We start from the raw sequence: 26,654 nt of genomic DNA on the forward strand, positions 1-26,654 counted from the left end.
TGCTTATTTGGTCACAACGACTCGCGGATCACTCTTTTATAATACAGCACCGACAGGAAGCCGAAAATTGAATACAGCGCCGTGTATAGCAGCATAACCAGGATCGTCGGTGTGAGCATTTCTGTGCCGAAAAAAAACCAGCCGGACTTGACGGCAAAGTAGCTATGGCTCAGGCCAACGACCAGCGGAATCCCGAAGTTGAACAACTGCTTGAACTGGATGCCGCGCAAGAGGTCCCCTTGGGTAAAGCCCAGTTTCCGCAGAATGGTGTAGCCCGCTTTCTCTTCCTCCCCTTCATCCATTTGCTTGAAGTACAGAATGCAGCCTGAAGTAACCAGGAAGGTTAAGCCCAAGAAGCCGACAATAAACATAATAACGCCCATATTGTTGCGCTGTTTGATTTCGAAATCATACTGCGAAAAGCTTGGATCCTCGGGTGACTGATTCGTAAAAATTTGATTTGCCTTTTCTATTTGCGAGCGGTTAGCAAGCTCAATCCCGTAGTAATTCGCTTTTTCTTTTGCTTTTTGCAGCTTGGGATTCAGGCTCTTAACCAGCTCCTGGTAGACCGTCTCATCGACAACAAATATGCCAGCGCCTCCACCGTAATAATAGGGCACAATAGATTCCTTGGATATGCCTATAAGCTTCTGCTTAATCGTCCCTTTCAAAGTCTTAAGGCCAATCTCGCCGGTTTCATTCAATTTAAAAAGCGAATCCATAGCTCTGTTGTACCCCATAATTCGGGCTTCGCCAGGCTTTACATCTACCCCTTCTACAGTGCTGTCGCTGACTACGGAAGTAGAAAGAACCGTGTCTTTGGAATCCTTCTCCATAATTTTCGCAGCATCGACTTCCATCTCCACGGGCTGCATATGAATTTCTTTGTATTTGATTTGCGCCGCATCCAGTGCCTGTACAAACTTCTCCTTGGCCTCCACCCGGGCAAACCCAAAATCGTTAGGCGAGCTATCCTTGGCGTTCGCTTCCGCCGAATAATAAGAGATATAGCTGAGCGACAGCAGACCGATAGCCAGCGCGGATACCGTTGTAATGATCGTCAGCAGCAGCGCATTCGACTTCATACGGAACATAATAGACGAGAGCGAAAGTACTTCATTGATGGAGAGGTAACCTTTTTTACTCTTGCGGATTGCGTTGAATACGAAGCTGACTGAGCCTTTATAGAACAGATACGTGCCGACAATAACCAGACCCAGGATGAGAATCATCGAGGTCATCAGTCCGTTCATGCTGTTTATTTTCCCGCTGAAGAGCAGAGTGGACAAATAATACCCTGACGCGATAAAGGCGAGGCCAAGCAGGCCAAAGACAATCTCCCACAGCGGCATTTTTCGAATGCGCTCCTGTGTGGTGGAAGTAGCCTTGAACAGGGAGAGAATGCTCTGCCTTTTGATGAACATGTAGTTCATGAGCATGATGAGCAGGTAAACTGCGGCAAAGACGATTATGGTCTGCTGCAGCGCCTCAGGAGAGAAGCGGAGCTTGGCCACGGCTTCAATTGCCAGGATTTTGAACAAAATCATCAGAATCAGCCGCGACATCGCGAACCCGGCACCAATCCCGATAATCATGGAACCGAAATAGAGGATCAGGTTCTCCGCGCTCAGTAGTTTGAAGATTCTTCCTTTCGTTAATCCAATCAATTGAAACAGCCCAATCTCACGGCTGCGCCGTTTAATGAAGATCGTATTGGCATACAGCAGGAAAATCGCAACAATCGCGACTAGCAGCACCGAGGATGCACCAATGGCTGCTCCTCCTTTTACCGTTCCTTTGAGTTCACCCATGGACGGGTCATACTGAAGCGTAACAAAGGAGAAGTACAGCGCCACCCCGAAGATAAGCGCGAAGACGTACAGATAATAGTTTTTGATGTTTTTCTTCAAATTGCGCAGGATGATGTAGTTCAGGCTCATTGCTGAACACCGCCCAATACACTCGTGGTCTTGATGATGTCGTTGAAAAAGGACTGCCGGGCTTCATCGCCTTTGTTCAGTTGCGTGTAAATTTGCCCGTCCCGGATAAACACCACCCGGCTGCAGTAGCTGGCGGCAACCGCATCATGCGTGACCATTACGATCGTCGCCTGGCGCTTCGTGTTCATGTCGGCAAGCTTGTTCAGCAGGTCGGAAGCTGATTTGGAATCAAGCGCACCTGTTGGCTCATCGGCAAATATAATGCTCGGATCATGTATAAACGCCCGTGCCGCCGATGTCCGTTGCTTCTGTCCGCCGGAGATTTCCGCCGGGTATTTGTCTTTCAATTCATAGATGCCCAGCTCACCGGCCACTTGTTCAAACTTCTGATGGGCCTCTTTCTTGGAAATGCCTGTAATGGAGAGCGGCAACAGCACGTTTTCTTTGACCGTTAGCGTGTCCAGCAGGTTATATTCCTGAAAAATAAATCCCAAATGCTGTTTACGGAATTCGGCCAGTTGTTTCTCCTTCATGCCCGTAAATTCCTTGCCTTCAATTTCAATTGTCCCCTGACTCACCTGGTCAATGGAGGACAGGACATTCAGCAGTGTTGTTTTGCCTGAACCGGATGCCCCCATGATGCCGACGAATTCACCTTTGCTGACTTGAAGGTCAATCCCCTTCAGCACCTCCTGTTTGTTGAATTTGTTACCATACGTCTTATAAATTTTGTTAGCTTCTAGAATCATCATGTTCTGTGCACTCCTCATATAAAATTACGATTTCTAAATCGTTTCGATCCCTAAATCGTTTCGATCCCTCCCAAACCCTCCCTTAGCCAAGGGAGGGCCCCAAGGGCTCTGCCCTCTGGACACCCGGCTAAGAGCAAGTAGCGTAGGTGTTCAGACTGGCTGGACTTGGGAATGTGGGGAGTAGGAACGCTTGCCGTCCCTGCGGGACACGCTTAACTGCAGCGGCACCTGGATACGGGGTAAAGATTAAGATCAAAAGATTAAGATCAAAAGATTAAGATCAAAAGATTAAGATCAAAAGATTAAGATCAAAAGACGAAGTACAAGACCCCCTGATCTTCTGATGTTGTACTATGTCAGATCTTTAAAAAGATAAGATCAAACCTCCTTGATTTTCTGATGTTCTACTATGTCAGATCGTTAAAAGCAATCAAAACCCGACACCCCTTGATCTTCTGATGTTTCACTATGTCTGATCTCTATAGTTCTATCATAAGCGGATCGCTTTCTGTTTTCCTGCGTTTCACCTAACAAAACAAAGAGGCATGTGACATTGTTGTCACATGCCCGAAATACTCAAAAAGTCATTTTTGCGTGGAAACGTTAACGTAAAGGTAGTACCTTCCCCGGGTTGGGATGCTGCCTGAATATCGATCTGCAGCGGCTCCGCCGCCTGTTTCGTCAAATAGAGCCCCATGCCTGTGGCCGCTCCTTCCTGGCGGCCGGTCGTGGAAGTGAAGCCTTTATCATAAATACGCGGCAAGTCTTTGGGGTCAATCCCTCTTCCGTGATCCTGGATGGTCAACACGACATGTCCTCCAGCTTCCCTGCTCTGAATGAGGATATCGGAATATTCGCTATATTTCACAGCATTTGTCAACAATTGTCTAAGCATAAAACCAAGCCATTTGCCGTCAGTGAGCACTTCTTCTGCAGTAAGTTCAACGTCAAACCCTATTCCTTTGGGAATACACCATGATTTCAGCGCCCGGATCTCTTGATTGAGGATCGGTTCAAGCCGGGTCTTCTCGATATACAGATCATTATGCATGAACGGAATCCGTTTCTGATGAAGCTGCTGGTCAAGCAAGTGGTGAATTCTCAGCCATTCGTACATAATTTGCCGCTTTAGCGTTTCGTCCGGAAGCCTTTCGATCATGAGCTGCATGGCTGTAAGCGGGGTTTTGACCTCATGAATCCAGGACAGCAGATCGTCTTTCTCCTGCTCCAGCAGATGGAAATTCGCTGAAGATTCTAGCCTGTAGCGTTCGGTTTGGGCAGTCACTGCTTCCTCGACCATCCTCTCGAACGGACTGTCCGCTCCCTTGAAGGTACTCAGATCATAGACCTCATCCCAAGCCCCGATCCGGTGATAGAAGCGGGTTTCCTTAGGATATCTGAGGAACACAAAAACAGTACATACCATAACATTCAGTCCGACAATGTACAGCACAGGCATGAAGGGAATGGAAGAATCTACGTAGGCCACGAATAGAAAGATGATCTGCAGCCCGCCAAGCAAGAGCAGCCAGCTAAGCTTCTCCTCTATGTATTTCCTAATCATAGTGCCGCCTCTTCGGTCGCCATGTAGCCTTGCCCCACCTTGGTTTCAATATACGCATCCAGACCCAGAGGCTCCAGCTTCTTACGCAACCGGTTCACATTCACAGTCAGCGTATTGTCGCTCACAAAATGCTCGTTGTCCCAGAGGTTTTTTATGAGCTCCTCGCGCTCTACAATCCGGTCTTTACACTCTATCAGGATTTTGAGGATTAGCATTTCATTCTTCGTCAGCAGTGCGGAGTCTTGGCCTCTTGTTACAGTATTCTTCACGTATTCAATCGTTGCTCCCCGCCACGTCTTCAGCTCGATTCGTTCGGTGTTATAGTTATACACCCGGCGCAAGGTGGCCTGGATTTTGGCGATAAGCACATCGAAATGGAACGGCTTCTGTATAAAATCATCTGCTCCGAACTGCATGGACATGACCATATCACTCGGGTGGTCACGGGAGGACAGAAAAATAATCGGCACATTGGAATGGGCCCTTAATATCCGGCACCAATGAAACCCGTCAAACTGCGGCAGCTGAATATCAATAATGACCAGCTCCGGCTGGACCAGTGTAAATTCCTGAACGACTTTTCCGAAATCGGATATGCCGTGCACCTCATAAGACCACTGAGACAACCGCTCTTTTATCTCACCGAATAGGGTGATATCGTCTTCAATAAGCATAATTTTGAACAATAGAGACACCTCGTTTCAAATCTGTGCAGCTTAGGGATAGAATCCAGGGTTATTTTAACATAGAACCTGTAGATTGGGTTACGTCCTCCATTCTACAGCATACTTCAGCCATTGTTTTTATCGAATAATAGTCACATATTATGTAAAATCAGGTTATCCCTCTAGTTGATTTTGAACGCTTCCATGTAATAGAATGAACTAATTATATAGAAAAGGATGCGCATACGAAATGCGGTTGAAGGAAACTCGTACTCTCAGCAAAAGATCTATCATTTTCTTCTCTCTGATCATGCTTGCTAAAAGCTATTTTGCCTGGTACTACTTATTCGAAGACGGGCCAACCTGGACTACCTTGTTTAAAGAACTTCCTTTTGTGCTGCTTATCTTCTGCTTAATTGAATGGTTTGCCACCAAACGGAAGATCGCCATCTACATGCTTGTGAATTTGTTGATTACGGTATTGTTCTTCTCTCTGATTATCTATCATAATCATTTTGGGATTATTGCCACATCTCAGGTATTCGGTCAGGCCAAACAGGTTGGAGCCGTTAAGAAAAGTATTTTTTCGGTCATCCACCCGCAGTACATGCTGATTTTCCTGGATATCATCATCATTAGCCTGGTTATGTTCAGCCGGAAAAAAGCTCTCGCCTGGAAGACAGCCATGTCCCGGCAGAGTAACCGCAAAGCGGTTGCCGCCTTGTTCTGTATTTCCTTCGCGATCTGCATGATGAATATTTTCCCGAACCAGGCCAGCATGAATGAAAACGTTCAGGCCGAACAAATGGGTATTCTCAATTATGAAGCCTACGCTCTGCTTGCCGAGCATAAGGAAGAACAGATTGAGCTGTCCAAAATCACACAATCCGCCATTGATGAAACAAAGGGCATTCAAGCGCCAGCCCATCCGGTCATGTTCGGTGCCGCCAAAGGAAAGAACCTGATCATCCTTCAAATGGAGTCCTTTCAGAATTTCCTGATTAATTTGTCTATAGATGGACAAGAAATTACACCAAATATGAATAAGCTGGCTGCCGGGAACTTTTACTTCCCCCGTTTCTACCAGCAAGTCGGACAAGGAAATACATCCGATGCCGAATTTATTGTGAACACTTCCTTTTATGTTCCACCGGATGGACCGGCTACCGACATTTATGCTCCTAAGGAGCTTCCAAGCTTGCCTAAGCTGCTGCAGGCGCAAGGTTACGATACGGCGACTTTTCATACCAATGCAGTTGACTTTTGGAACCGCGGGGAGCTCTACCAAGCAGTGGGATTTGACCGCTATTATGACAAAGCCTTCTTCGGGGAAGACGACACCGTATTCTACGGGGCTTCTGATGAAGTTCTGTACAAGAAGACATCCGATGAACTGGCGAGAATGGACCAGAGCAGCCAGCCTTTCTATTCACATGTAATCTCCATGTCCTCTCACAATCCTTTTTCCATTCCGGAGAGCAAATACAAGATGACACTTCCGGAACGATTCGAAGGAACACTCGTGGGAGATTATATCCGTGCACAGAATTATGCGGACTACGCACTTGGACAATTTATTGACGAACTCAAGGCGAATGGGGTTTGGGATAACAGCTTAATCGTGTTGTACGGCGATCATCGGGGACTCCCTATTTTCTCACTGAAGGAAGCGGATAAAACCTTGCTCGCGGAAATTCTGCATCATGAATATACAGAACGCGATCTGATTAATATTCCGCTCATTATCGCATCCAAGGGATTGACAACGTCCAGCGTGAAGGAACAATTAGGCGGGCAGGTTGATATTTTGCCGACGGTATCCAATTTATTAGGGGTATCCCTTAGCAACCATATCCATTTCGGACAGGATATCCTGAATCAATCCGCCTATAATCTGCTTCCGCAGCGTTATTATTTACCAACAGGGTCATTTGTTAATAATGAGGAGCTCTTCTTATCCGGCAGCGGGTTTGAGGATGGACAGCACTATACCTTATCCGGTAATGGCAATCAGCCGCTAAAAGCCACAGAAGATGAATTCAATCGTGCACTGGAGCTGCTGCACCTGTCAGACAGCTATGTCACACAATTGCCCGACCGGGAAGTTGTAGTTGAGGACAATTAAAAGCACACCCCGCTTCGTGAACTCGAGGCGGGGTTCTTTTTTTGTGCAATCCATCGCATTTCTGGGTGTATGCAGAAAATAAAGTAGTCATACCGTCAAACTCCCTAAAATAAGTTTTAGACTGAGCCTAGGAAATAAACAGCGACAGCCAAGGACGAGAAAAATAAAGTCCTAGACTGTCGCTATTTTATTGAGCTAACGTTTCCTGTATCTCATAAGTGATTTTTTGATTACTCGTCTAACGGTGTTATCCAGAGGTGTGGCTTGCCCTTTTCGGAAGATGCTCATCTAAATATGCGTAAACTTTATCATCTGGAGTCGCGTACCCAATTATTATCAGCAAAATTGAAAGTATATACCAAAGGTATTCGTGAATTGATTTAACGTTTTCTAATAGCTTAACAAATCATTATTTTTTATTTAGGCTTTGTTTACTTTTACCAACAACTGTTTTTTTGTCCAAAGCAATAAAAACTATAAGGTTCCCTGAAGTATTAGTTTCAGTATGATTAAAAGTAATGGAGTAGACTTCTTTTTTATCATAGTTTCTATCTATTACAGATTTTATTTCGTCATTCATGGATACTATCTTTACATTAGAATCTTTAGGGCTTGCTGTTATTAATTCCGATTCTTCATCAGATAGGGCACCAAATGCTACCATCTCAATTGGTTTTTCATGTTCAGATTCTAATAAACCACAACTCGTCATAGTTAAAACAAAGAGAAGTAGAATTGTAATCTTTCTCAAAGTATCCCTCCAGTGAATTCACTTGGTGCCTCATGTGTTGTTGAGCTATACTTCCCCATTAGTTCAAACGTACCGGAGAACCCATTCTTTGATTTGAGATGCAACTAAAGTTACATCAGTATCCGTTGTATCAATAGTAGGCATAGGTGGGTCAAAGTCTTTATCAGCGATATCAAGCAATGCTTTTGCAAAGTTTTTGTGTTCCTGAATCATTTCCACAGACCAATCTCTTTCGCGTAAGCGACGCTCACGAGTTTCATCGTTACAGTGTAGGTTTAGGTAATAAACTTGCTTAAAACAAGGAAAATCCACACACTTTTCAATATCCCAAGGCATCATTGACCCGCATATAATAGTCATGCGTCCACTTTGAGCGATATTTTGTGCAACCCTAAGCCAAATATTCCGCACTTTTTCCCAATCATGTCCGATAAACTCTACAATATGATCAGGATCAAATACATCGAAATTTGGCATTATTCCGCGTAATTCTTGAACTACATATGTTTTTCCTGACCCACTTGCGCCTGTTACGATAAATAAAGGTAATTTAATTCCCATAGTTGCAATCCCCCCGTCCACTTCATTTTAAAATTATAGCATCTCGCAAACGATATATAAGGTAGTAAACAATTATAACTATCCTACACATTAGTTGAATAAAGGCAACTGATCGCGTTTACTGACCGGCTGCCTTATCGTGTTTAAGCTAACGTTCCCGTTAGCTCGACGATTCTTCGGTTATAAAAAATCCAACAGGATAGTTCTCGTCGTCTTCTGCTTCTACATCAGGATATCGATTAAAGACTGATTGGAAATTGTCGTGTTTAATCAAATGGTCGATTAGTTGTTCTATTCTTTCCCTACTTATAATATCAACCAACACCATATCGCTGGACCAAAAATAAGCACCGTTCATGCATTCACCGGTTTGTATATTTTTCCGCCTCAACGTCTCGATATTTTGGTAAGTGAAAACGGTGGCCATCCATTTGGAGCGTTCCGGAAGGACAACAATAACATCGGAATTATCATCCTTACAATCCCATGAGCCTACGGGCCATATTTCAGCTTCAATCCATACATAACGCTTCGAAAAGCACATAGACAATCTCCTATATTAGGTTGTATTTGAGCTATCGTCTTCCGTGGGAGTTGAATCCATTTTCGTTTACGAAAGGCTTATAGTCTTATTCGTACGATAATTTTGACCTTATATCGATATAGACAGGTTTATACCCATCTATATTCGTCGGAGCAGAATGAGAAACTTGACTAGAAACATCTTCTAAGTCTCTTGGGTATATATGATGATAATGAATATCAAGATAATAATCCAGAAGGGTTAATTTTTATTCGTTATCGTGGCGCTCGCAAAGGAAGGCCATTCAACCAGCATTGGCTTCTGATACAATTATATGAACTGGCTATGAAAAAGAATATCACCGCTGAAAATGGGAATGTATTTCACTTTAAAACCCATCAAAGCACTGGAGAACGAGAACAAAGAATTACGAGAAGAAATGAAAATGGCTTATGCTCAGATTTACGATAAATTTTAGTTGCATTTCATTGAACGGTAAGAAAAGTAACATTCCGCAAAAAATATCATAACCGATCGTTTCATCTGTCGTACAGTGATAATATCTCTATGGAGGCATTAATGTGAACTATAAGGATTCGGTAATCAAGGCTATTTCCTATATTGAAAATCATCTGACCGATGAGAGTTTAAGCGCCAAGGTTTCGGAAGCTGCCGGCTATTCGCCTTACCATTTTCACAGGATCTTCCTTTCAGTTACTCGATGCTCCGTCTCAGAGTACATTCGCAAGCGGAGATTGACGCACGCGGCATACGATTTATTTCATACCAACCAAAGGATCATAGATATTGCCATCCATTACCGATTCGAGTCCCAGGAATCCTTCGCCCGAGCCTTTAGGAAAATGTTCTCCATCTCGCCAGGACAATTTCGTAAGCAAAGGGACATGAAGGACACGTTGTTCCGGGCCATGGAGAAGCTTCCTTTGGATGAAGTGGGGCTGCAACATTTGCATAAGGGCTTTTCCTTAATGCCAGCTTTTGTCTGCCTGGACAATCTGCATTTGGTCGGCATGTCGATACCGGGTGTCAATTCGGACGAGGTCGGAATGCTATGGCGGAGCTTTAGGCATCGTGTGTATGAAATTAAGCGAAAGCCGGATACGGAAGACATATTTTATGCGGTCATTGAACTTACGGGCGAGCAATGGGAAGTCACTTATACCGCTTGTGTCGAGGCGACCAGCGAGGAGAATACGGTTCTCTTGGGAATGGTCGCTAAGCTGCTACCAGCGGCAACTTATGCGGTTTTTACTCATAAGGGGACATTAGCGAGACTCAACGATACGTTCCAATACATTTACGAAACGTGGTTACCCCAGTCAGGCAGCGTTCGTACGAATGCCCCGGAGTTCGCGCGTTACGACCAACGATATCTAGGACCAACGAACGAGGATTCGGTATTGGACATATATATTCCCGTTAGCTCGCCATCTTAGGAGCGTATTGCTCAAGGAGAGGAAGAAATCATGATGAACAAAGAAGCAGACATTAATGAAGGATACGCAGGATGCTGCGAGGTACAAATTACAGAAAACTCATTGAGGGTGACCTTTCCTATGATCGTGATGTATCCGACAGACGTACCGGAACAAGCAGATCGTCTAGGGCCGTACTCGTTGGAAGTGGCCAGAGACGCAGCGCCGAGGGAAGGAAAGTTTAGGTTGGTCCTCATTTCACACGGTACAGGCGGTTCGCCGCTTCTGTACTGGTCGCTTGCTCGGCATTTGGCACGCAACGGCTTTATCGTTGGCCTGCCCGAACATCCGCACAATAACCGCAACGATAATAGTTTGGAAGGTACGGTCCAAAATCTCACTCATCGACCCCAGCATCTTCGTATGGCAGCCGACTGGTTTTTTGAAGACGAGAGGTTTAAGGGGCTTATCCAGCCGGGAAGCTTCTCGGTCATCGGGCATTCCATGGGTGGCTACACCGCGTTGGCAGCAGCTGGCGGCGTCCCGACCTCCTTCCCTAATGAGAGCCCAAACGGGAAGCCTCAGCAAATAGATGTCCTTCGCGATTCGCGAATTCAGTCCCTGATTTTGCTGGCCCCGGCGTCCGTTTGGTTCCGGAATGAGGGGGCATTAAGCGACGTTCGTCTCCCCATTCTCATGCTGGACGCGGAGCGAGACCCGTACACACCTCCATTCCACGCACAAATCATCTTGAATGGTGTTGCCGAACCACGGATGATTCGCTATCGGACGGTGGAGAATGCCGGACACTTTTCCTTCCTGAGTCCTTTCCCAGCTGCGATGATTTCACCCGCCTTCCCCCCCTCACAGGACCCCCCTGGCTTTGATCGCGTGCAATTTCACGAAACGCTGAAGACTGAGGTAGTAAAGTTTCTGTTGACTTCTGATTAGGAAACGAAATGTATTGCAAGCGTATAAGTGTGCACTACCCATCGGGAGGGAAATATGATGTTTAATGGATGGCGAATGGGTGACGATAGTTAAACATAAAGGGTTCCCACATATTAGTCATGCATAATATGTAGAGCCCTTTATTTTGCTTGATTTTTTTAAGTTTAGGTCTTGATAATTTCCAGTCTAACACTTTATTTTCCTTTGACACTGGGCACTTAATAAGGTGAGCGGAATAGTATATCCCAACTAGACCCAAACAAAGGATAAGTGAGGAATGCCTTATGGAGCACTGGATTAGAGTAGAACCGAATGTGAATGTATATGTCAATGATATCAATCCGCTGGGCAGAAAAACGATTCTGTTCGTCCATGGCTGGCCTGCAAACCATAAAATGTTCGAATATCAATACAATTCTCTGGTGCCCCTGGGGTATCGTTGTATCGGGATAGACATGCGCGGATTCGGTAATTCGGATAAACCGCTGGGAGGATACGACTACAACCGGTTAGCGGATGATATCCGGTGTGTGATCGGAGCTTTGGGGCTCCGGGATATTACATTAGCCGGGCACTCCACCGGGGGAGCAGTAACCATCCGGTATATGGCCCGGCACAACGGATATGGTGTTTCCAAGCTTGCGCTGTTTGCGTCGGCCGCCCCCAGTCTGATTCTGCGGCCGGGTTTCCCCTATGGCACCACCAAAGAAGCGATTGAGCAGATCATTCAGGCAACCTACCAGGATCGGCCCAAGATGCTCCGCGACTTCGGAGAACAATTTTTCTATCAAAAGGTTTCTGAGCCATTCTCGGATTGGTTTTTCCAATTAGGGTTGCAAGCAGCAAGCTGGTCCACGATAGCTGTCTCCAGAGCCTGGCTTGCTGAAGAATTATTTGTTGATCTTCCAAAAGTGCACGTACCCACATTGATTCTTCATGGCATTCATGATCAAGTATGTCTGTATCCGCTGGCTGTGGCGCAGCATCAAGGGATACGAAATTCGGTGCTTGTGCCATTTGAGAACAGCGGCCACGGACTTTTTTATGACGAACGTGAGAGATTCAACCGGGAGCTGTCCAGATTTGCCTAGCGAAACACTGCTTTATTGTACTTCCACGTCTTCCCGTAATTATGGCTAGTCAAATAGACCGTACCCACTACATTACCTGCTCCATCCTTACTGAGTTGTATAGGGAACTGTCCTGTTGCCCCATCGAATACCGGAGAGAGCGGCGTCAAGCTATAGTCTGCAAAACCATCGGGCAGCTTGATATGAAGCTTAGTCCAGCTCTTCCCTCCGTCCTGTGTCCAGCATATGGCCGGTTGGAAGTCTGTTTCATATCTGAACCCCATAAACCATATCTTGTCATTGGCAAAGCCTGCTCCGGTTAATACTCTTGCGTATACTGTATTGGCGTTCCCCTTCACTTCACTCCAAGACTTCCCGCCATCTTTTGTCTTGTAGATATAATGATATTCACTGCCCATCCCGTTGAATCTGCTGAGCACTATCCAGCCTTCATTTTTGGAAATGAATCCGATGTTTTTGGTCGTGCCGATGAGTTCTTTTGTCACTGGGTACGTATTCCATGTTTTCCCCTGATCGTTCGAGATAAGCACCTGAACCGGAGTTCCCCTGGAGCCTCCATAAGTAATGGCTGTCTTGTCTATGGAGATAAAAAAACCCGTTTCATGTTCGGACATTCCCGTGTCTTCTCGATAGCCCGGGATCAGGGTCAATGGGGCTTTGACCTTTGATTTACCGTTGCTGTACGAAATGATCACATGACCATCCTTGTCGAGTGAATACGAATGACCGGCATTATAGGCAATGACTTGCTCCCCTGCCGAACCGCGTGTATATACCGTCCCTGGTTTGAGCGCTACACTGCTGCCCTCGCTGATTCCGGAGACAAACATTGCCGATAACGATATCAATAGCAACGCTCCAAACCAAGGGATTTTCCTCAAAAATAATCCTCTCCGCATCACCAATCCTCCTCCTATATTCCTGTATATTTCTTACAATAAACGATTGTCCTGCTTTAAAAGTGGCATAAAGTTATCATTCTTAATACTATTTTGTATAATATTCCTGTTCGACTTATACTCACAATCGGTATACACGGATATACATTATTTTGCTTTCGGCGGACACTTCTATTAATCTAGTAGTCAAGGAACAGACACATCTCCGCGCAGAGAGGACTATATGAATGGACAAAAAAATGCTGGCTGCACTAAAGAAACTCTATCATCATACGAATTCCGAATATGACGCAGAACGCGGTGTTAGCTTGTATCGAACAGAGACCCTGGAGCCTGCTGAGCGCAAGCAGCTGGAGCAGTACGGGTGGAAGGCTAATGACACGCATGAAATTACACATCATGATATCAACAGGAAACTCATTGCTCTGCAATCGGACGGGCGTGCAGACTGGTCCCGTATCACGGGAGCTTTTATTGCGGGGGTTGGCGGAAGTTTCCCCAGAGGCATTTCTTCTCTCATGAGTTATCAGCGGATGATCCATATGCAGGAGCATGATTATGAACAAGCCGAACGCTTTGTGTGCTGCAAGTACTGCGGGTTCCATCGCGATCAATGGGAGAACCTGTCCCGGATAAGGTACGCTATTCATTTGGGTAACACCTACAGCAGCACCACAGGAGCATATACGGATTTATCTGAATTATATGAATTATTGGAGCGTGGATATGGGGTCCCAAAGAACGAAGATATTCAGCTGTTCAAACAGCTCCTAGAGATGCTTGAAGCAGCGGCAGATGAAGAAACACCCGGCCAGTTTGAGAAACGTCTGACTTCGTCCAAGCTGCTCAAAGGAACCGCAGGCACACGCAGGGGCATTCTGCAATCGCTTGCCATGTTAGGTGTGCTCCCAAACACCATCCTACCGCTGGCTCCAGGTTATTGGACGAATATTGAAGAGATCCTGAACGGTGAGCATGAATTAAGCAATACCAAAGGCCGCTCCGATATGGAGATGCCCTGGGCTGGTTGGCAAGGTAAGCTTGGCGTGAACAGAGATGTTCTGGTTCAGCTGTTTGGAGAGTATATTTAGATGCTAATCCCTTTTGATTCCTTATGACTTCCAGTAAACGTAATACGTCCCCAGCAAAGAGCTAACTTCATCCATTAGCGGATATGACGGAAGAGATTGAACTGATCCTGCCCGGCGGGTAATTAGCGGTTCTGAGAGATAGAGCTTATTTAGAACAACGATATGTGAATTATCAGGAAGATTGCTTGCACTGCGGGTAACCTCGATTTCATGTGGGCGATAAAAAAGACGGTACGCTTCTTCACAAGTCTGCCTGGTATCAAGCAAAATCGATTGGACTCTGGCATCCGTCATTCCTAGAAGTGATTCAACTGAAACTATATTTGCTTCAAGTAGAATCGAAACCAGATGCTTGAAAATTGCGTTCGGCCCGATATTGGCTACAGAACAATGAAACCTTGCCTCGGAAAGAATGCATTGCAGCACTGTTTCGGCAGTCTCGACATCCATCGTGATGTGATTGCCTTCCCTTGTGATTTGGCCTAAGAGCATTCCCGGCGACGGCACGAGTCCTGTAATTTGTGCACTCCTCAGCCATGAATCCAGATGGTCCAAATGGACTTTGTTTTCTTTATTTCTTAAAGGACTTGCGGTATTGCCTTCTATTAAATCTATTATAGCAACTGGATCGACATTGTATCCTGCAAGGATATCACCAATCTCAGAAGAGAATAACAGCTCACGGGTTCTTGTATGATGATCGATCCCTTCGATCTTCTCCAGTACATGGCTAAAGGGACTGTGTCCGATATCATGCAGAAGCGCTGCAATCCTAAGCTCAGCCGATTCCGGACAAATATAGGCAATTAGAGAGAACACACCGATGGTGTGCTGCAGACGTGTTGCCACATGCTGAGTATTGATGTAGCTGCAGCCGTTATGGTGAATGAAATGCAGCCTGCGTACAGGAGATGATTGCAGCAGGGCAACTTCGATTTTCGTTAACCTTGTCCTAAGACCCCACACCGGTTCCCATATTTCTCTTCCGCCCGTTATCTGGGCGCTGTATTCATAGATGATTTGGCTCAAACTCCTGCCCCCCATATTATTCCATTGATTGCTCCGAGAAAGAGCTTATGTATTCCGTTTATAATCACTGAGACTGGCGGGAATATGTCCCGCTCCAAGTATTACGCTGAAGATAAGCAGATAGCCGGAGTGCAGAATCACTGAAGCGGACAGAAAATAGAGGACCGGACTTAAGGCCAAAGGCACAGGAACACCCATGAGCGGTGTGAACAACAGTCTGTGCACTCTTCCATCCCTGAAATATCTTCCCCATCCAAAATAGTACATGCGCAGTGAGAGCAGCATCACTACCAGAGCCAGGACCTCATAACCATTTTGCACATGAAAGGAATAGAAAAGTGGAACGGTGATCACACCCATTCGCCCAATGAATTCGGCCCCAGTCAAAAGAAAATTTCTGGCCGTCTCGCCAGGCATATTCTGAGGCTCAAATTTGAAAAATAGCACATTGGGCAGCAATATCATCAGCGGTATTATAAGGCTTACAGGATGAAACATGATGATCCCCCTAACCAAGATTCAAGAATTCCACCTTGAAATCCTTATATTGACATTCCCACAGCTAAAGCAGTGGGATTCTTGGGTGATTAAGTCGAAGGGCATTTCTGCGATCGAAGTCTGACCCCAAGATTGGGCTGTGCCATCAGCCCTCCTAAGACAGTGCGTTTTAGCATCTTAGGCTGATTGACTATGACCACCAATCACAGGTGCGTGAATAATATTCATTGCACCGACTCTATCTCGATGAGTATGAAACCCACATGGACACGAATATTTTCTATCTATCGCTTTATTTAGCGTAGAGCAAGATGGACATTTTTGCGATGTATACGCAGGATTCACATATTCCACTTTGATCCCTGCCATATTTGCTTTGTATTCAATGAATTGTGCCAAGCGATAGAATGACCATGTGTGCACATTTTTTTCGTTTTTACGACTTGTTCTTGTCGTTTTTCTGATGTTTGTCAGCTTCTCTAAGTGAATGACAGACACTTGTTTCTCTATGGCAAAATTCACAATTTGTCTACTTACTTTGTGGTCCTTATCTTTCATCCATCTTTGTTCTTTATGATTCAGTTTACGAATTGCACGTAGCTTTTTCTTCTTTCCTAAATCTTTTCGTTCACTACGGAACTTGCGTTTCATATATTTGTTTTCTCTACCATTTCCAAAAAATCTCGTCGTTCCTTCGCTAGTCACAGCAACAGCAGGGACTTTTAATCCTAAATCAATGCCTATTACCTCTTCGCCTGTTGTTGTCTCTGTAGGAATTTCAAGTGAAACTTGAGCAAACCATTTTCCTGATTTCTCAACGATTCTCATAAGACCACATTTTGCATGTTGAAGAAATTGTTTATCTCTTTCTGTTAAATGAGCAGGAAAAATCATCTTTTTCACTTTGTTGTCCACGATGATAGGAAAAGCAATAGAGGAATGGCCAATGGAATAGTTTTGGTTGTTGATATAGTAGGTTGGTTTCCTTAATATTGGACGCTTCATTTCCTTCTTCGTTTTCTTAAATACGCTTTTAGCATCACGAATCGCTTGATTAAGTACAGCAGAAGGGAGTTTAGCTTCTACATCTTTCGTGGTGAGTTTGGGGAATGAACCTTCTTTTTCTGCTTGTTCTGTTAATGAATTAATCGTTCGAATATATTCTCTGCTTAATAACTTCAATTCGATGGAGTGACTTGGAAAGAATCTTATCTTTATAGTGACCGACTGTATAAGTTTTCACCTCTCCTTCATTTGTTTCGCTCTTTTGATTGATTTATACTCTTCATATGTTAATTCTCTAATTAATGACCAGCCTCCTAGCCAACATATTTGTCGTCTATCTATTTAAGACTTATCGCAATCGTTTCGATCACCCCCTTGTTTTTTGTTGTTCAACATATCTTTTAATTGTTTCACTAGACACATTTCCTGCGGTACTTACAAAGTATGAACGTGTCCAAAGTGAAGACAAATGAGCTAAATGTTTAAACTCCTCTCTTAGTCGTTTAGATGTGACTCCTTTAATTTTTGCCATAATATCAGCAGGACTACATGTCGGCAAAGCATTCAAAAATAGATGTGCGTGATCTTTATCTGTTTCGATTGCGATAATCTCTATTTTCAAATCATCACAAACCTCTTTAATCAACTCCTTAAATCTACTTTCAACATCAAATTCAAGAAAGATTTTCTTTCGATACCGTGGACAAAAAACAAAGTGATAATGGATTAGCGATACGGTTGTGTTGGTTCTTCTATAATTATCCATACATTAATTGTATCAGTTTATGTTAAAAACTGAAACATGATAACCAAAAAATGTTGGAACATTAACGTGTCTTAGGACACGCCTGTTCCAATCTCGCTATCATCCCACACCTAAAGGAGTGGGCTTTCTCGCTCAAAAAATTCTGTAATCAATTCACAGGAATGTTAAAGAATTCACCGTTCTCCCAGACCAGTTCCCCCTCCTTTACTAGAGTCATATTCTCAATATCTGTCTTGGAAGGGTATGTACGTAATACATCTAAACTGGTTTTGCTCGTACCCATGTCTTTAATACGGTACACTTCGATCTGCTTATCTTCAGTTTTCAGGATCAGATCATACTGGCGGAAATCCATTTGTGCTGGTTTACTCGAAATGATATGCTCGGAATAATTCTGCAGGTCCAGCCAGGCAATAACCGAGCGGTGAAGACCTGAGCCAAAAGAATATGCATAGACCATATCCACTGTACCATCTTTATTGACATCATAAGGGACAGCGCTTGTTACCCCAAATCCACCGAACCCCATACCGATCTGCACAGCACTCCCATCAGACACGGCAAAGGTATCCCAGCTCGAAGTCGATTCTATATTTTTAAAAAGCTGATGCCCTGTTTGTTCCCAAATGTCAGAGGGGGTGATGTCGATCAGGTGTGAAGCCATTTCGCTGGAAGCAGATAAGTTCTTATTCTCCAGAATCAATGCACCCGCCTGCTCAGAATTTAACTTATGGGGGAGCTCTTCCGATACTTTGCCAGACGGGGCACTCGGATCACAAGAGATCATAATCAAGCATATTGCCGGTATTGATAATATTCTCAACAATCTTGCCCTCAATTGTTTTCGCCTCCCAGACAGCAATTTACCTTATTATAACATTTCATCTCCGTTAAATTCTGCGCTGGGAGATCACAAAAAAATCGGGACATTATGTATATCCACTTGTGCCACTGGTAAGAAAAATTAAAGGCGGTGTGAAATTTGAATATGAATGAGGGTAAACCCGAGCAACTAAAAATAGGATACTTTTCCGGAATACCTTACCGGGCACTATTAACTGAATTTCCAGATGGACAAATTGTTGCTTCAATCGTCCTTACAGATAATATGGGTACCAGAGAGTATAAGTGTGAAATCGTCTCTCAGAGAGATGAGGCAATAAAAATAATCAACCAAGCATGGACAGAATTAGAAAATAACCACAAGTAGAAACGCTATGCCGTCCTTAAAAGGATGGGACCCGTTTCAGCAAGAAAGATATGGATAATTTTTGCGCGAATCAAATAAATTCTTATCTTTCCAAAAAAACTAACCCACCGGGTTAAATAATCCCTGTGGGTTAATTTTATTCGGGTAAGATCCACCCCCTGCCTTTTAGTGTCTGCTCATCTATTCCCTACTTCGTTTCCAGCTCTTCTGCAGCTTGCGGATAAATACGATCTGCCCGATATGATAGGCATTATGGGTAGTCACATTCCCGACGATTTCCCACCACTGGCTGCCTGGGAACTCCAGCACGTCTTCCGCCAGCTGTGCTTCGGTTAACAGACTCTGCCAATCCAACAGCACCTCCAGCAACCTTGTTTGAAGCTGCTCAAACGAGATCTCCTGGGGAAGCTCAAAGGTATGATTATTGCTCTGCACAGAGGGCACAGCATGAACACTGGCTTCCCGGTACCTTGTCTGCCAGGTCTGATTCCAATACAGCAGATGCTGAACCAGTTCGGCAATGCTGTTGCTGTCTTCGTCCGCCTTCCACAGTGCCTCATCTTCGCTTAACCCCTGCACCGATTCTGTAAAGGTAACATACCAGCTAGGGTCATTTGCATTTGCGAGCAGCTGGTTGCTGAGCACTTCCTTAGCCTGAACCATTTCTAATACACCTGCCTTGTCGATATTAGGATGTAATCATACCTTACCATATCAACCCGACAGGCGGGTCAATTGAACAGGTATCCAAATTTCACTTCTGTACGCTGGCGAGGCCGTATCCTTGCTCTCATTCCACAAAATCTCCGGCCCTTCTACCAGCTCGTAATTGGAAGAAGGGAACCATTCGGAGTAAATCCGGCCCCAAATATTCTGGAGAGTATCCGGGAACGGCCCAACCGCTTCAAATACTGCCCATGTGGAGGCGGGAACCTCAAGCTGCGCGTAATGCCTCGGACCTTCAAGCGAGGTAGCTACACCGATATAGTGGTCCAGCTCCCCCTTTTCCTCCATGCGCCCTTCAGAGAAATTCACCGATGCGCTGATCATCCCGGCCGGATCGATATTCGACAGCCCCTTGAGCTCGGTAATCATTTGCATATTCAGACTCTGCCACATGGCAGCAATCTCCGGATTCACGCCGCCAAATTGAATCGGAACCCTCTTCTTCAGTCCAACAATGCGAAAAGCCTCTTTTTCCTCGATACGGTAATTCATTTCACTGCCTCCCCTAATCGTCAACTGAAAAGTCATCCGAGGAAAGGATTTCAGGGAGAACCCGCCCGCCCGCGCTTCCGATGGAGTCACTCCATGAAAAAGCTGGAACGCCTTCGTGAACGCATCCGGTGAGCTGTAGCCAAAATTCAGAGCAACATCGATGATCCGCAGCGTACTTTGCTGCAGCTCAAATGCAGCCAGCGTCAGGCGTCTGAAACGGATATACTCCGATAGCGATACTCCGGCAAGGAATGAGAACATCCGCTTGAAGTGATATTCGGAGCATAATGCCCGTCTGGCAGCCTCCTTGAGATCCACCTCTTCCTTGAGATGTGCTTCAATGTAAGCTAGAGCATCATTCATGTTCTCCAGCAGATTCATTTCACTTCCTCCTCCCCTCATCCCTAGAATAACAGCCCTTCAGGACCCGGTTCCGACAGTTGGTGCACCATATTGACGGGTCATTCCCTTTTGATTGCTGCAATAATATACTATAGGCATTAGACTTCAGGGTGTATATTCATGTGACTACTTGTATAGGAGGTCATTATGAACATCGCATCCTTCATTCTTTACTGTATTGTGGTCACCTTTACCCCTGGTCCTACCAATATTGTCATTCTATCATCCGTTCAGCATTATGGTGCCAGAAAAGCTATGGAGTATGTGTGGGGAGCGACAATTGCCTTTGGTCTATTGCTTGCTGCTTCCGCTCTGCTTAACCGTGTGCTTACCGGAATTATTCCGAATATACTTGGCATCATGCAGATCGCAGGCAGTGTATATATGCTCTACCTTGCTTATCAGATCTATCGAATGGGGCGAGCGGACGCCACGCCGGTGCAGACAACCAGTTTTACCTCAGGCCTGCTGATGCAGTTTATCAATCCGAAGGTGCTGCTGTTCACTCTAACCGTTATTCCCAGCTACGTCCTACCCTATTATACTTCATCATCCGCTTCGTTTCTGTTTGTGCTGATGATTACAGTTATCGGATTTCTGGCGTTTGTGACCTGGGTCGTGTGCGGCGCTGTCTTCAGAAGATTGCTGCAGGAGCATCACCGGTTGATTAATTCTCTAATGGCCTTGTTTATGTTATATTCTGCAGTAATGGTATCGGGAATTCTAACTTGGAGGTGAGCCGCGTGGAGAAATTCAACTATGCCAAATCAGCAGATATCCTGGCTTTGTCGGCAAGTTTTACTGATTTCACTTACAAAAAGCATTGCCACGAGGAATATGCCATCGGCGTAACCCTGCGCGGCATACAGCAGTATAATCTGGAGGGAAGCTATCAGGCCTCCCATAGAAATGGCGTCATGCTGTTCAACCGGGAACAGTATCATGACGGCAGCTCTTATGACAGGGAAGGCATTGACTATGTGATGCTGTACATCAAGCCGGACTTGTTCTCGGAAATCCTCGGCGGCCAAGAATTGCGCTTCTCCTCTCCCATTGTCTACGATGCAGAGTTAGCGTCGTGCATATTAAGACTGAGTTATGCCATCCAGTCGGGCAAAGATGAAGTGCTGTGCAGCGAGCTGCTAATGAAAATAGCCGGTCTCGTCTCACAGACACATTTCGATACGGGGCAGAGAACGAATAACAAGCTTGTCGAGCAAGCAAAAGAAAAAATGTATTTCAGCATAGATCACGTATTGAAGCTGGACGATCTTTGCCAGGAGTTTGGAATGTCCAAATACCAGTTCATCCGGGCATTCAAGAGCCATACCGGCATCTCACCTTATCAATTCTTCCTGAACTGCAAAGTAGAGCATGCCAAGCAAGCCATCGAGCGGACCAAGGATGTCTATACCGCCGTCACCGAATGCGGATTTACGGATCTGACCCATCTCAACAGGCATTTCAAAAGTATGTTCGGCATTACGGCCTATGAATATAGGTCACAGCTGAATTGAGAGATCGGCAGTCTTTTATTCCCTGTTGCAAAAAAAGCCTGTAGATTCTGAACCCGGAATGGGTCAGCTCTACAGGCTTTTCAATAAAATTTTATAATAGCTATGATTTAGAAGCTCAATTATTTAACGGCTGTTTCGCCGGTAACTTTACCTTCAAGAACAGCACTTGTTTTCAGATCATCGCTTTTAAAGTACAGGTTACCGTCAATTGTTGCAGTTTTATCTAAAGTAAATCCTTTGGCTTCTACATAAACGTCACCTTTGATCGTTCCGCCCTGAACTTTGAAGTTTTCACTTTGTACAGTGACCTTAGGAGCAGTCAGCGTGTAGCTGGCAGTGATCTTGTGGTCTGCATCCTGTGCGTACAGAGCCAGTTTACGGTAGATTGCATTTTCTGCAGCGCCTTTATCATGGAATTCACCCGCAACAACCACATCAGTGTCAACGGTCAGATCATTCAGAATCGCTACGATCCAGTTACCCTCTGCACTAACGGCTTTGGTAAAAGCATCTGCCTGGTTGACGATGGATGCTGAGCTTTTTGCATCTGTAGTAGTTGCCGCTGCACTTGCAGCCGGTGATGCACTAGCCGCTTCTTTCGCATTATTATTATTATTTCCGCAACCCGACAACAACGCTGCCGCCACACCTGCAACCAACAATCCTTTTACTAGCTTCACAAAAATTCCCCCTGTTTTTGGTATATTCATATTATATATTAAAATTTTAATAATAACAACGTGATTAATTTCACGAAATTGTGTCTATCACTTTTTTTCTACAAAAAATTAAGATATTGGGTGTATAGACGCTAACAGGTTAAGCCATTTCATCCAGCCTTACACATCTCAGATTCCTGGTCTTCAGCTGCAGCAATACTTCCTCCAACGCCTGCAGCATATAATGCGGAGCATTGCCATCTGCCCCCAGTGTATCCCCGCTGTCATGCAGTAAAATAATGGACCCGTCCTTCATCCGGTCTAACAGTGTGGAGCGCAGGGAGGTCTGACATCTCTCGCGGCTCCAATCATGTCCCATTATCGACCACAGTACAATCCGGTACTGCCGGAGCCGCAAGAAATCAAACACATTGATGAGTCCCCAGGGCGGACGGTAATGATTGGGCCTGGTTCCAATAATAGACTCCACAATATCTGCAGTCCGCTCCAGGTGTCGGTGCCGGATGGTGCCTGGCAGCATCAGCCAATTGGACGTATGAACATAGTTGTGAATACCAATCTGATGGCCTTCCCGGTCCATTCTTCGGATCAGCTCGGGGTATTGTTCCGCTTGAGCACCAAGGACGAAAAAGGTGGCTTTCACTTGATGCAGCTTCAGAAGATCCAGCAGTCTGGGTGTATACTCCGGATGCGGCCCGTCATCAAATGTAAAGGCCACCTGTTTGGGAGTCGTCCCTTGGCGCAATACACCATATCCGGTCAGCCTTGTGATCAGACTTGGTGCTAACATGTACAGAAAAAAGATAGTGACCATTCCAATTGCTAGATAAATGAGCATCGCTTCCTCCTTCATCCGTTATGTATATTAGCCTGGCAGCTTCTCTCCGGGGGAAAAACGGCTTTTCAGAGAGGAACGTGAATGAATCAACAGCATCGGGACCAGCTTTTCCGTGCGCTGACTGATTCTGTTCTTTCCTTCTGGATGTAGCGCAGAAAGAAGCAGACGTAAATAAATGGTAGTCATCCGTCTAAAAATCCCGGGCTGCAGCGCCTGTTGCTCAAACCCCAGACCATGTGTAAGACCCCGGTGAAGCAGTGTAATGCCTAGCAAAGCCTTGACCTGTTTGAACTCTGATTGTGTCTCGAAGGCTTCATTGATCTGGCGCATGGATTGACGCAGTAGCCTCGCTGTACGCAGAGCAGCCCGGTCTGAGCCTTCAGACTTGATCAGTTTCAGGATACTTCCATTATCAAGGTGCAGCTCTCCTACCCATTCCCCATCATGAATAACCGTCGAATCCTCGCATATGATAGCCTGGCCTCTGTGTTTTTTGAGCATCACGCTGCAAATGCCAAAGTGGGAGGTTCCCGCTCCACGAAAATGTGAACCCAGCGCAAACACTTTTTCCCATGCCATCCAGAGCGATTGCACGGTTGTTTTGCCTAATTTAAGTTCCAACCCGTTCACCCTTCCTCTAACAGCTGTTTAGATTTATACGTCTCTTATTAGCTCTCCTATGTTTGACGTTGCGTGATGGGAATTCCCTGCATAACAAAAACCCCCGCCTGATCTAATGATCAAAGCGGGGTTGAATTTATTTATGAACCTTACGAAATTACCGAACGGGTACCAGCTCTTGATCCTGTTCCCCTGACTCAACACTACCCGTCCTTTTGATAAAAAAGGAAAGAATCAATCCGATCCCTCCAAACACAATAACAGCGAGGTAGGCATCGTTCATCCCGGATATGGAAGCCTGCAGCAGCATATGCTTGGGCTCACCCGAAGCTCCGGAAGCTGTCATATCCGCAAAATGAAATTGGGTACGATTCGTTAGAACCGTGACCAGCAGTGATGTTCCGATCGCACCGGCTACCTGTTTTACAGTATTCGCGATTGCGGTGCCGTGTGCATTCATGGATTCCGGAAGCTGGTTCAGACCTGCGGTTGTGACCGGCATAAGGAATAGCGCCATACCGAGCCGTCTTCCGGTTGACATGAGCAGAAGATATGCGTACCCCGTAGAATCAGTAAGGTGGATGAAGCCGAATGTAGTTAGAATCGTTATAGCAATCCCGATAATGGACAGCCATTTGGCGCCAAAGCGGTCAAACAGTCTCCCGGCGACCGGCATCATCACACCCATCAGCAGTGCACCTGGAAGCATAAGCAGCCCTGAGTCCAGAGCGGAATAGCCTCTCATATTCTGCAGGTACAACGGCAGCAGCAGCATATCCGCATACATGACCACGGTTACCGCCACATTAATCAGGGTCGTTAACGTGAACATGCTATATTTGAATGCTTTTAACTCCAGTAACGGATTGCTTCCGGTGAGCTGCCGCCAAGTGAATAGGATTAGCAGCCCCACGCCTGCAGCAAGCGTAGACTGCACTTCAGTACTTGACCATCCCATACTTCCCGCTCTGCTGAAGCCGTACAATAATGTTCCGAAGCCTAGAGTAGATAAGATCAGCCCCCATATGTCCAGTTTGGGATAGCTCCGCTCCGTCACGTTCCTTAAATAGAACCAGGCGAGAACCACCACCATAAGGGCAAAAGGAATAATGACATAGAAAAGCGACCGCCAGGAATAATGATCCAGCATGTAGCCTGCATAGGTTGGCCCGATTGCAGGAGCAAAGATGATGGCAAATCCGATCATCCCCATCGCTCCTCCACGCTGCTCCACAGGATATACTGCGAGCACGACATTCATCAGCAGCGGCATAATAATCCCTGCCCCGGCAGCCTGAACCAGACGTCCTGCCAGCAGCAGTTCAAAATTCGGAGCTGCTCCGGAAAGAATCGAACCCGCAAGGAAAATCAGCATTGCCGACAGGAACAGCTCACGGGTTGTGAAACGTTGCATAAAATAAGCTGTTACAGGAATAAACACCCCGTTAACCAGCATATATCCGGTGGTCAGCCACTGGGCGGTAGCCGCCGAAATCTGAAAATCTCCCATCAGCTCAGGTGTGGCCACACTCATAATTGTCTGATTCAGCACTGCAATAAACGCGCCAAGAATCATGACAAACAGCAGCGGGCCCTTTTTTATATGGACTTGTTTGTTGTCTACACTCATCTCCACTCATCCTCTAGAAAATAGTAGCACGACGTCGTGGAATCAGTGTACTTCCGTTCAGCCCAAATGACAAAGTACAATGCCTGACAAACTGTCTGTTATCAGACACTCTCTGAAATAGTGACGATTAGTCACGGTTATCTTTCCTTTTTTCGAAGAACAATCATTTATGCTACTGCTCCAACTTGCGGTTAAAGGCAGTCATCAGCGGGCCATCGCGGACCAGGCGGGTTAAGATTAACGCCACTTGCTCCGGAGGCAATATTCTTCCTGTTTCAAACCAGTGCCGGATGACCCCAAAATGTGCTGAGCTGAAATAAGCGACAATATATTCGTCAGGGACGGAGAGCGCATCCGGACTCAAGACCTGCCGGGGGAGTTTTTCATACATGCGGCTGCGAATGAGGGCTTTTAATCTTTTGCCAAATGCCGTTCCTTCCTGAGTGAAAAAAATTGCAAAAAAACGGTGCTGCTCATTCATAAACCGGATAAACTCCACAATCGATGGATAAGGTTCTACTACATACCCGCTGGTGAGCAGTTGTTCCGGTTCACTTCGGGCAGGAAGGCGATCCATCTCTTCAATAATCTGATCCTCCATTTTGTCCATCAGGTCATAAATATCCTGATAATGCAGATAGAAGGTACCCCGGTTAATACCCGCCTTGGCGGTCAGACTCCTTACATTCACGCCTGCCAGCCCTTTCTCCTCCACTAGTGAGAGGAAAGCTTCATCAATCAGTTTTCTCGTTCGGATTACACGCAGGTCAGCGGCTTTTTCCATGAAAGTCTCCTCCATTCATTCCTGTTAGCCTTAATGAACACTATTCGAAATAGTGACGATTGTAAGTGTATTTTACTCTGATTATAATAAACACAGGGTTCATAAAT

Annotated in this window: 29 protein-coding genes; 9 read left to right on the forward strand and 20 right to left on the reverse strand. The window is 45.5% G+C overall.

Going from position 1 to position 26,654, the window contains the following annotated elements:
• Nucleotides 1–11: 11 nt before the first annotated feature.
• The 4 genes from ACTJKB_RS03850 to ACTJKB_RS03865 all read right to left on the reverse strand — a co-directional run bounded on the left by ACTJKB_RS03850 (nt 12) and on the right by ACTJKB_RS03865 (nt 4,942).
• The gene (locus tag ACTJKB_RS03850; RefSeq protein ID WP_440831884.1) at nt 12–1,940 is read right to left on the reverse strand and encodes an FtsX-like permease family protein; all 1,929 of its coding nucleotides are present in this window, start codon (nt 1,938–1,940) and stop codon (nt 12–14) included.
• Nucleotides 1,937–2,692, reverse strand: a complete 756-nt coding sequence (locus tag ACTJKB_RS03855) for an ABC transporter ATP-binding protein (protein WP_440831886.1) — start codon at nt 2,690–2,692, stop codon at nt 1,937–1,939. Before ACTJKB_RS03855 ends, ACTJKB_RS03850 begins: the two co-directional genes overlap by 4 nt.
• 559 nt (nt 2,693–3,251) lie before the next feature.
• On the reverse strand, nt 3,252–4,256 hold the full coding sequence (locus ACTJKB_RS03860; RefSeq protein ID WP_440831888.1) for a sensor histidine kinase: 1,005 nt from the start codon (nt 4,254–4,256) through the stop codon (nt 3,252–3,254).
• Nucleotides 4,253–4,942: a response regulator gene (locus ACTJKB_RS03865; RefSeq protein WP_440831890.1), complete on the reverse strand. Its 690-nt coding sequence runs from the start codon at nt 4,940–4,942 to the stop codon at nt 4,253–4,255. Before ACTJKB_RS03865 ends, ACTJKB_RS03860 begins: the two co-directional genes overlap by 4 nt.
• Nucleotides 4,943–5,171: 229 nt before the next feature.
• Between ACTJKB_RS03865 and ACTJKB_RS03870 the strand changes: the two genes are divergently transcribed.
• Nucleotides 5,172–7,046, forward strand: coding sequence for an LTA synthase family protein (locus ACTJKB_RS03870; RefSeq protein ID WP_440831892.1), 1,875 nt, complete (start codon nt 5,172–5,174; stop codon nt 7,044–7,046).
• A gap of 409 nt (nt 7,047–7,455) precedes the next feature.
• Here the strand turns inward: ACTJKB_RS03870 and ACTJKB_RS03875 are convergent, their stop codons facing one another.
• The 3 genes from ACTJKB_RS03875 to ACTJKB_RS03885 form a co-directional block, all read right to left on the reverse strand.
• Nucleotides 7,456–7,797 (reverse strand): hypothetical protein, encoded by a 342-nt coding sequence (locus ACTJKB_RS03875; protein WP_440831893.1) that lies wholly within the window; start codon nt 7,795–7,797, stop codon nt 7,456–7,458.
• A gap of 63 nt (nt 7,798–7,860) precedes the next feature.
• Entirely contained in the window at nt 7,861–8,358 is a 498-nt protein-coding gene (locus ACTJKB_RS03880; protein ID WP_440831894.1) for a nucleoside kinase, read from the reverse strand.
• A gap of 160 nt (nt 8,359–8,518) precedes the next feature.
• Nucleotides 8,519–8,902 (reverse strand): hypothetical protein, encoded by a 384-nt coding sequence (locus ACTJKB_RS03885; RefSeq protein ID WP_440831896.1) that lies wholly within the window; start codon nt 8,900–8,902, stop codon nt 8,519–8,521.
• 192 nt (nt 8,903–9,094) lie between these two features.
• Between ACTJKB_RS03885 and ACTJKB_RS03890 the strand changes: the two genes are divergently transcribed.
• From ACTJKB_RS03890 to ACTJKB_RS03905, 4 genes are all read left to right on the forward strand, one after another.
• The gene (locus tag ACTJKB_RS03890; protein WP_440831897.1) at nt 9,095–9,352 is read left to right on the forward strand and encodes a hypothetical protein; all 258 of its coding nucleotides are present in this window, start codon (nt 9,095–9,097) and stop codon (nt 9,350–9,352) included.
• A gap of 110 nt (nt 9,353–9,462) precedes the next feature.
• The gene (locus ACTJKB_RS03895) at nt 9,463–10,338 is read left to right on the forward strand and encodes an AraC family transcriptional regulator (protein ID WP_440831898.1); all 876 of its coding nucleotides are present in this window, start codon (nt 9,463–9,465) and stop codon (nt 10,336–10,338) included.
• A 33-nt stretch (nt 10,339–10,371) separates the two neighbouring features.
• The gene (locus ACTJKB_RS03900) at nt 10,372–11,268 is read left to right on the forward strand and encodes an alpha/beta hydrolase family protein (protein WP_440832706.1); all 897 of its coding nucleotides are present in this window, start codon (nt 10,372–10,374) and stop codon (nt 11,266–11,268) included.
• 284 nt (nt 11,269–11,552) lie between these two features.
• The gene (locus ACTJKB_RS03905) at nt 11,553–12,359 is read left to right on the forward strand and encodes an alpha/beta fold hydrolase (protein WP_440831899.1); all 807 of its coding nucleotides are present in this window, start codon (nt 11,553–11,555) and stop codon (nt 12,357–12,359) included.
• Here the strand turns inward: ACTJKB_RS03905 and ACTJKB_RS03910 are convergent.
• A complete protein-coding gene (locus tag ACTJKB_RS03910) occupies nt 12,356–13,258 on the reverse strand; it encodes a WD40/YVTN/BNR-like repeat-containing protein (RefSeq protein WP_440831901.1) in 903 nt (300 codons plus the stop codon). The two genes, ACTJKB_RS03905 and ACTJKB_RS03910, sit on opposite strands and share 4 nt — an antisense overlap.
• 227 nt (nt 13,259–13,485) lie before the next feature.
• On the opposite strand from ACTJKB_RS03910, the gene ACTJKB_RS03915 reads away from it, so the two are divergent.
• Nucleotides 13,486–14,349 carry a hypothetical protein gene (locus ACTJKB_RS03915; RefSeq protein ID WP_440831903.1) on the forward strand — a complete coding sequence of 288 codons (864 nt, stop codon included), beginning with the start codon at nt 13,486–13,488 and terminating at the stop codon, nt 14,347–14,349.
• A 21-nt stretch (nt 14,350–14,370) separates the two neighbouring features.
• On the opposite strand, the gene ACTJKB_RS03920 is transcribed toward ACTJKB_RS03915, so the two are convergent.
• From ACTJKB_RS03920 to ACTJKB_RS03940, 5 genes are all read right to left on the reverse strand, one after another.
• Nucleotides 14,371–15,378, reverse strand: a complete 1,008-nt coding sequence (locus ACTJKB_RS03920; protein ID WP_440831905.1) for an HD domain-containing protein — start codon at nt 15,376–15,378, stop codon at nt 14,371–14,373.
• 45 nt (nt 15,379–15,423) lie between these two features.
• Nucleotides 15,424–15,876 (reverse strand): hypothetical protein, encoded by a 453-nt coding sequence (locus ACTJKB_RS03925; RefSeq protein WP_440831906.1) that lies wholly within the window; start codon nt 15,874–15,876, stop codon nt 15,424–15,426.
• 177 nt (nt 15,877–16,053) lie between these two features.
• A complete protein-coding gene (locus ACTJKB_RS03930) occupies nt 16,054–17,109 on the reverse strand; it encodes an RNA-guided endonuclease InsQ/TnpB family protein (RefSeq protein WP_440832708.1) in 1,056 nt (351 codons plus the stop codon).
• Nucleotides 17,110–17,248: 139 nt separating this feature from the next.
• Nucleotides 17,249–17,647, reverse strand: a complete 399-nt coding sequence (gene tnpA, locus ACTJKB_RS03935) for an IS200/IS605 family transposase (RefSeq protein ID WP_074103530.1) — start codon at nt 17,645–17,647, stop codon at nt 17,249–17,251.
• Between the two features lie 148 nt (nt 17,648–17,795).
• Complete coding sequence (locus ACTJKB_RS03940; RefSeq protein ID WP_440831909.1) at nt 17,796–18,350, reverse strand: hypothetical protein; 555 nt, start codon at nt 18,348–18,350, stop codon at nt 17,796–17,798.
• Between the two features lie 279 nt (nt 18,351–18,629).
• Here ACTJKB_RS03940 and ACTJKB_RS03945 point away from each other — a divergent pair, with 279 nt between their 5' ends.
• Entirely contained in the window at nt 18,630–18,857 is a 228-nt protein-coding gene (locus tag ACTJKB_RS03945; RefSeq protein WP_440831911.1) for a hypothetical protein, read from the forward strand.
• 180 nt (nt 18,858–19,037) lie between these two features.
• On the opposite strand, the gene ACTJKB_RS03950 is transcribed toward ACTJKB_RS03945, so the two are convergent.
• Both ACTJKB_RS03950 and ACTJKB_RS03955 read right to left on the reverse strand, forming a co-directional pair.
• A complete protein-coding gene (locus ACTJKB_RS03950; protein WP_440831913.1) occupies nt 19,038–19,520 on the reverse strand; it encodes a DinB family protein in 483 nt (160 codons plus the stop codon).
• Between the two features lie 51 nt (nt 19,521–19,571).
• Nucleotides 19,572–20,456 (reverse strand): AraC family transcriptional regulator, encoded by an 885-nt coding sequence (locus ACTJKB_RS03955; protein WP_440831915.1) that lies wholly within the window; start codon nt 20,454–20,456, stop codon nt 19,572–19,574.
• Between the two features lie 168 nt (nt 20,457–20,624).
• On the opposite strand from ACTJKB_RS03955, the gene ACTJKB_RS03960 reads away from it, so the two are divergent.
• Both ACTJKB_RS03960 and ACTJKB_RS03965 read left to right on the forward strand, forming a co-directional pair.
• A complete protein-coding gene (locus ACTJKB_RS03960) occupies nt 20,625–21,215 on the forward strand; it encodes a LysE family translocator (RefSeq protein WP_440831916.1) in 591 nt (196 codons plus the stop codon).
• 5 nt (nt 21,216–21,220) lie between these two features.
• A complete protein-coding gene (locus ACTJKB_RS03965) occupies nt 21,221–21,994 on the forward strand; it encodes an AraC family transcriptional regulator (RefSeq protein ID WP_074107809.1) in 774 nt (257 codons plus the stop codon).
• Nucleotides 21,995–22,113: 119 nt separating this feature from the next.
• On the opposite strand, the gene ACTJKB_RS03970 is transcribed toward ACTJKB_RS03965, so the two are convergent.
• The 5 genes from ACTJKB_RS03970 to ACTJKB_RS03990 form a co-directional block, all read right to left on the reverse strand.
• Nucleotides 22,114–22,674: a hypothetical protein gene (locus ACTJKB_RS03970; protein ID WP_440831917.1), complete on the reverse strand. Its 561-nt coding sequence runs from the start codon at nt 22,672–22,674 to the stop codon at nt 22,114–22,116.
• A gap of 139 nt (nt 22,675–22,813) precedes the next feature.
• Nucleotides 22,814–23,512: a polysaccharide deacetylase family protein gene (locus ACTJKB_RS03975; RefSeq protein ID WP_074102498.1), complete on the reverse strand. Its 699-nt coding sequence runs from the start codon at nt 23,510–23,512 to the stop codon at nt 22,814–22,816.
• A gap of 27 nt (nt 23,513–23,539) precedes the next feature.
• Nucleotides 23,540–24,133 carry a YkoP family protein gene (locus tag ACTJKB_RS03980; RefSeq protein WP_440831919.1) on the reverse strand — a complete coding sequence of 198 codons (594 nt, stop codon included), beginning with the start codon at nt 24,131–24,133 and terminating at the stop codon, nt 23,540–23,542.
• A 157-nt stretch (nt 24,134–24,290) separates the two neighbouring features.
• Entirely contained in the window at nt 24,291–25,763 is a 1,473-nt protein-coding gene (locus tag ACTJKB_RS03985; RefSeq protein ID WP_440831920.1) for a DHA2 family efflux MFS transporter permease subunit, read from the reverse strand.
• A 172-nt stretch (nt 25,764–25,935) separates the two neighbouring features.
• Nucleotides 25,936–26,547, reverse strand: a complete 612-nt coding sequence (locus ACTJKB_RS03990) for a TetR/AcrR family transcriptional regulator (protein ID WP_440831921.1) — start codon at nt 26,545–26,547, stop codon at nt 25,936–25,938.
• Nucleotides 26,548–26,654 lie beyond the last annotated feature (107 nt).

It is taken from the genome of Paenibacillus sp. 22594 (assembly GCF_052044425.1).
Lineage (GTDB): Bacteria > Bacillota > Bacilli > Paenibacillales > Paenibacillaceae > Paenibacillus_AQ.

Excerpts from the sequence above, each read along its gene's own strand:
- ACTJKB_RS03855 (WP_440831886.1), bottom strand. The coding sequence starts at position 2,692 with ATGATGATTCTAGAAGCTAACAAAATTTATAAGACGTATGGTAACAAA.
- ACTJKB_RS03960 (WP_440831916.1), top strand. The coding sequence starts at position 20,625 with ATGAACATCGCATCCTTCATTCTTTACTGTATTGTGGTCACCTTTACC.
- ACTJKB_RS03955 (WP_440831915.1), bottom strand. The coding sequence starts at position 20,456 with ATGAATCTGCTGGAGAACATGAATGATGCTCTAGCTTACATTGAAGCA.
- ACTJKB_RS03985 (WP_440831920.1), bottom strand. The coding sequence starts at position 25,763 with ATGAGTGTAGACAACAAACAAGTCCATATAAAAAAGGGCCCGCTGCTG.
- ACTJKB_RS03870 (WP_440831892.1), top strand. The coding sequence starts at position 5,172 with ATGCGGTTGAAGGAAACTCGTACTCTCAGCAAAAGATCTATCATTTTC.
- ACTJKB_RS03860 (WP_440831888.1), bottom strand. The coding sequence starts at position 4,256 with ATGATTAGGAAATACATAGAGGAGAAGCTTAGCTGGCTGCTCTTGCTT.
- ACTJKB_RS03990 (WP_440831921.1), bottom strand. The coding sequence starts at position 26,547 with ATGGAAAAAGCCGCTGACCTGCGTGTAATCCGAACGAGAAAACTGATT.
- ACTJKB_RS03900 (WP_440832706.1), top strand. The coding sequence starts at position 10,372 with ATGAACAAAGAAGCAGACATTAATGAAGGATACGCAGGATGCTGCGAG.
- ACTJKB_RS03975 (WP_074102498.1), bottom strand. The coding sequence starts at position 23,512 with ATGCTCATTTATCTAGCAATTGGAATGGTCACTATCTTTTTTCTGTAC.
- tnpA (WP_074103530.1), bottom strand. The coding sequence starts at position 17,647 with ATGGATAATTATAGAAGAACCAACACAACCGTATCGCTAATCCATTAT.
- ACTJKB_RS03915 (WP_440831903.1), top strand. The coding sequence starts at position 13,486 with ATGGACAAAAAAATGCTGGCTGCACTAAAGAAACTCTATCATCATACG.
- ACTJKB_RS03905 (WP_440831899.1), top strand. The coding sequence starts at position 11,553 with ATGGAGCACTGGATTAGAGTAGAACCGAATGTGAATGTATATGTCAAT.
- ACTJKB_RS03880 (WP_440831894.1), bottom strand. The coding sequence starts at position 8,358 with ATGGGAATTAAATTACCTTTATTTATCGTAACAGGCGCAAGTGGGTCA.
- ACTJKB_RS03850 (WP_440831884.1), bottom strand. The coding sequence starts at position 1,940 with ATGAGCCTGAACTACATCATCCTGCGCAATTTGAAGAAAAACATCAAA.
- ACTJKB_RS03885 (WP_440831896.1), bottom strand. The coding sequence starts at position 8,902 with ATGTGCTTTTCGAAGCGTTATGTATGGATTGAAGCTGAAATATGGCCC.
- ACTJKB_RS03910 (WP_440831901.1), bottom strand. The coding sequence starts at position 13,258 with ATGCGGAGAGGATTATTTTTGAGGAAAATCCCTTGGTTTGGAGCGTTG.
- ACTJKB_RS03950 (WP_440831913.1), bottom strand. The coding sequence starts at position 19,520 with ATGGTTCAGGCTAAGGAAGTGCTCAGCAACCAGCTGCTCGCAAATGCA.
- ACTJKB_RS03925 (WP_440831906.1), bottom strand. The coding sequence starts at position 15,876 with ATGTTTCATCCTGTAAGCCTTATAATACCGCTGATGATATTGCTGCCC.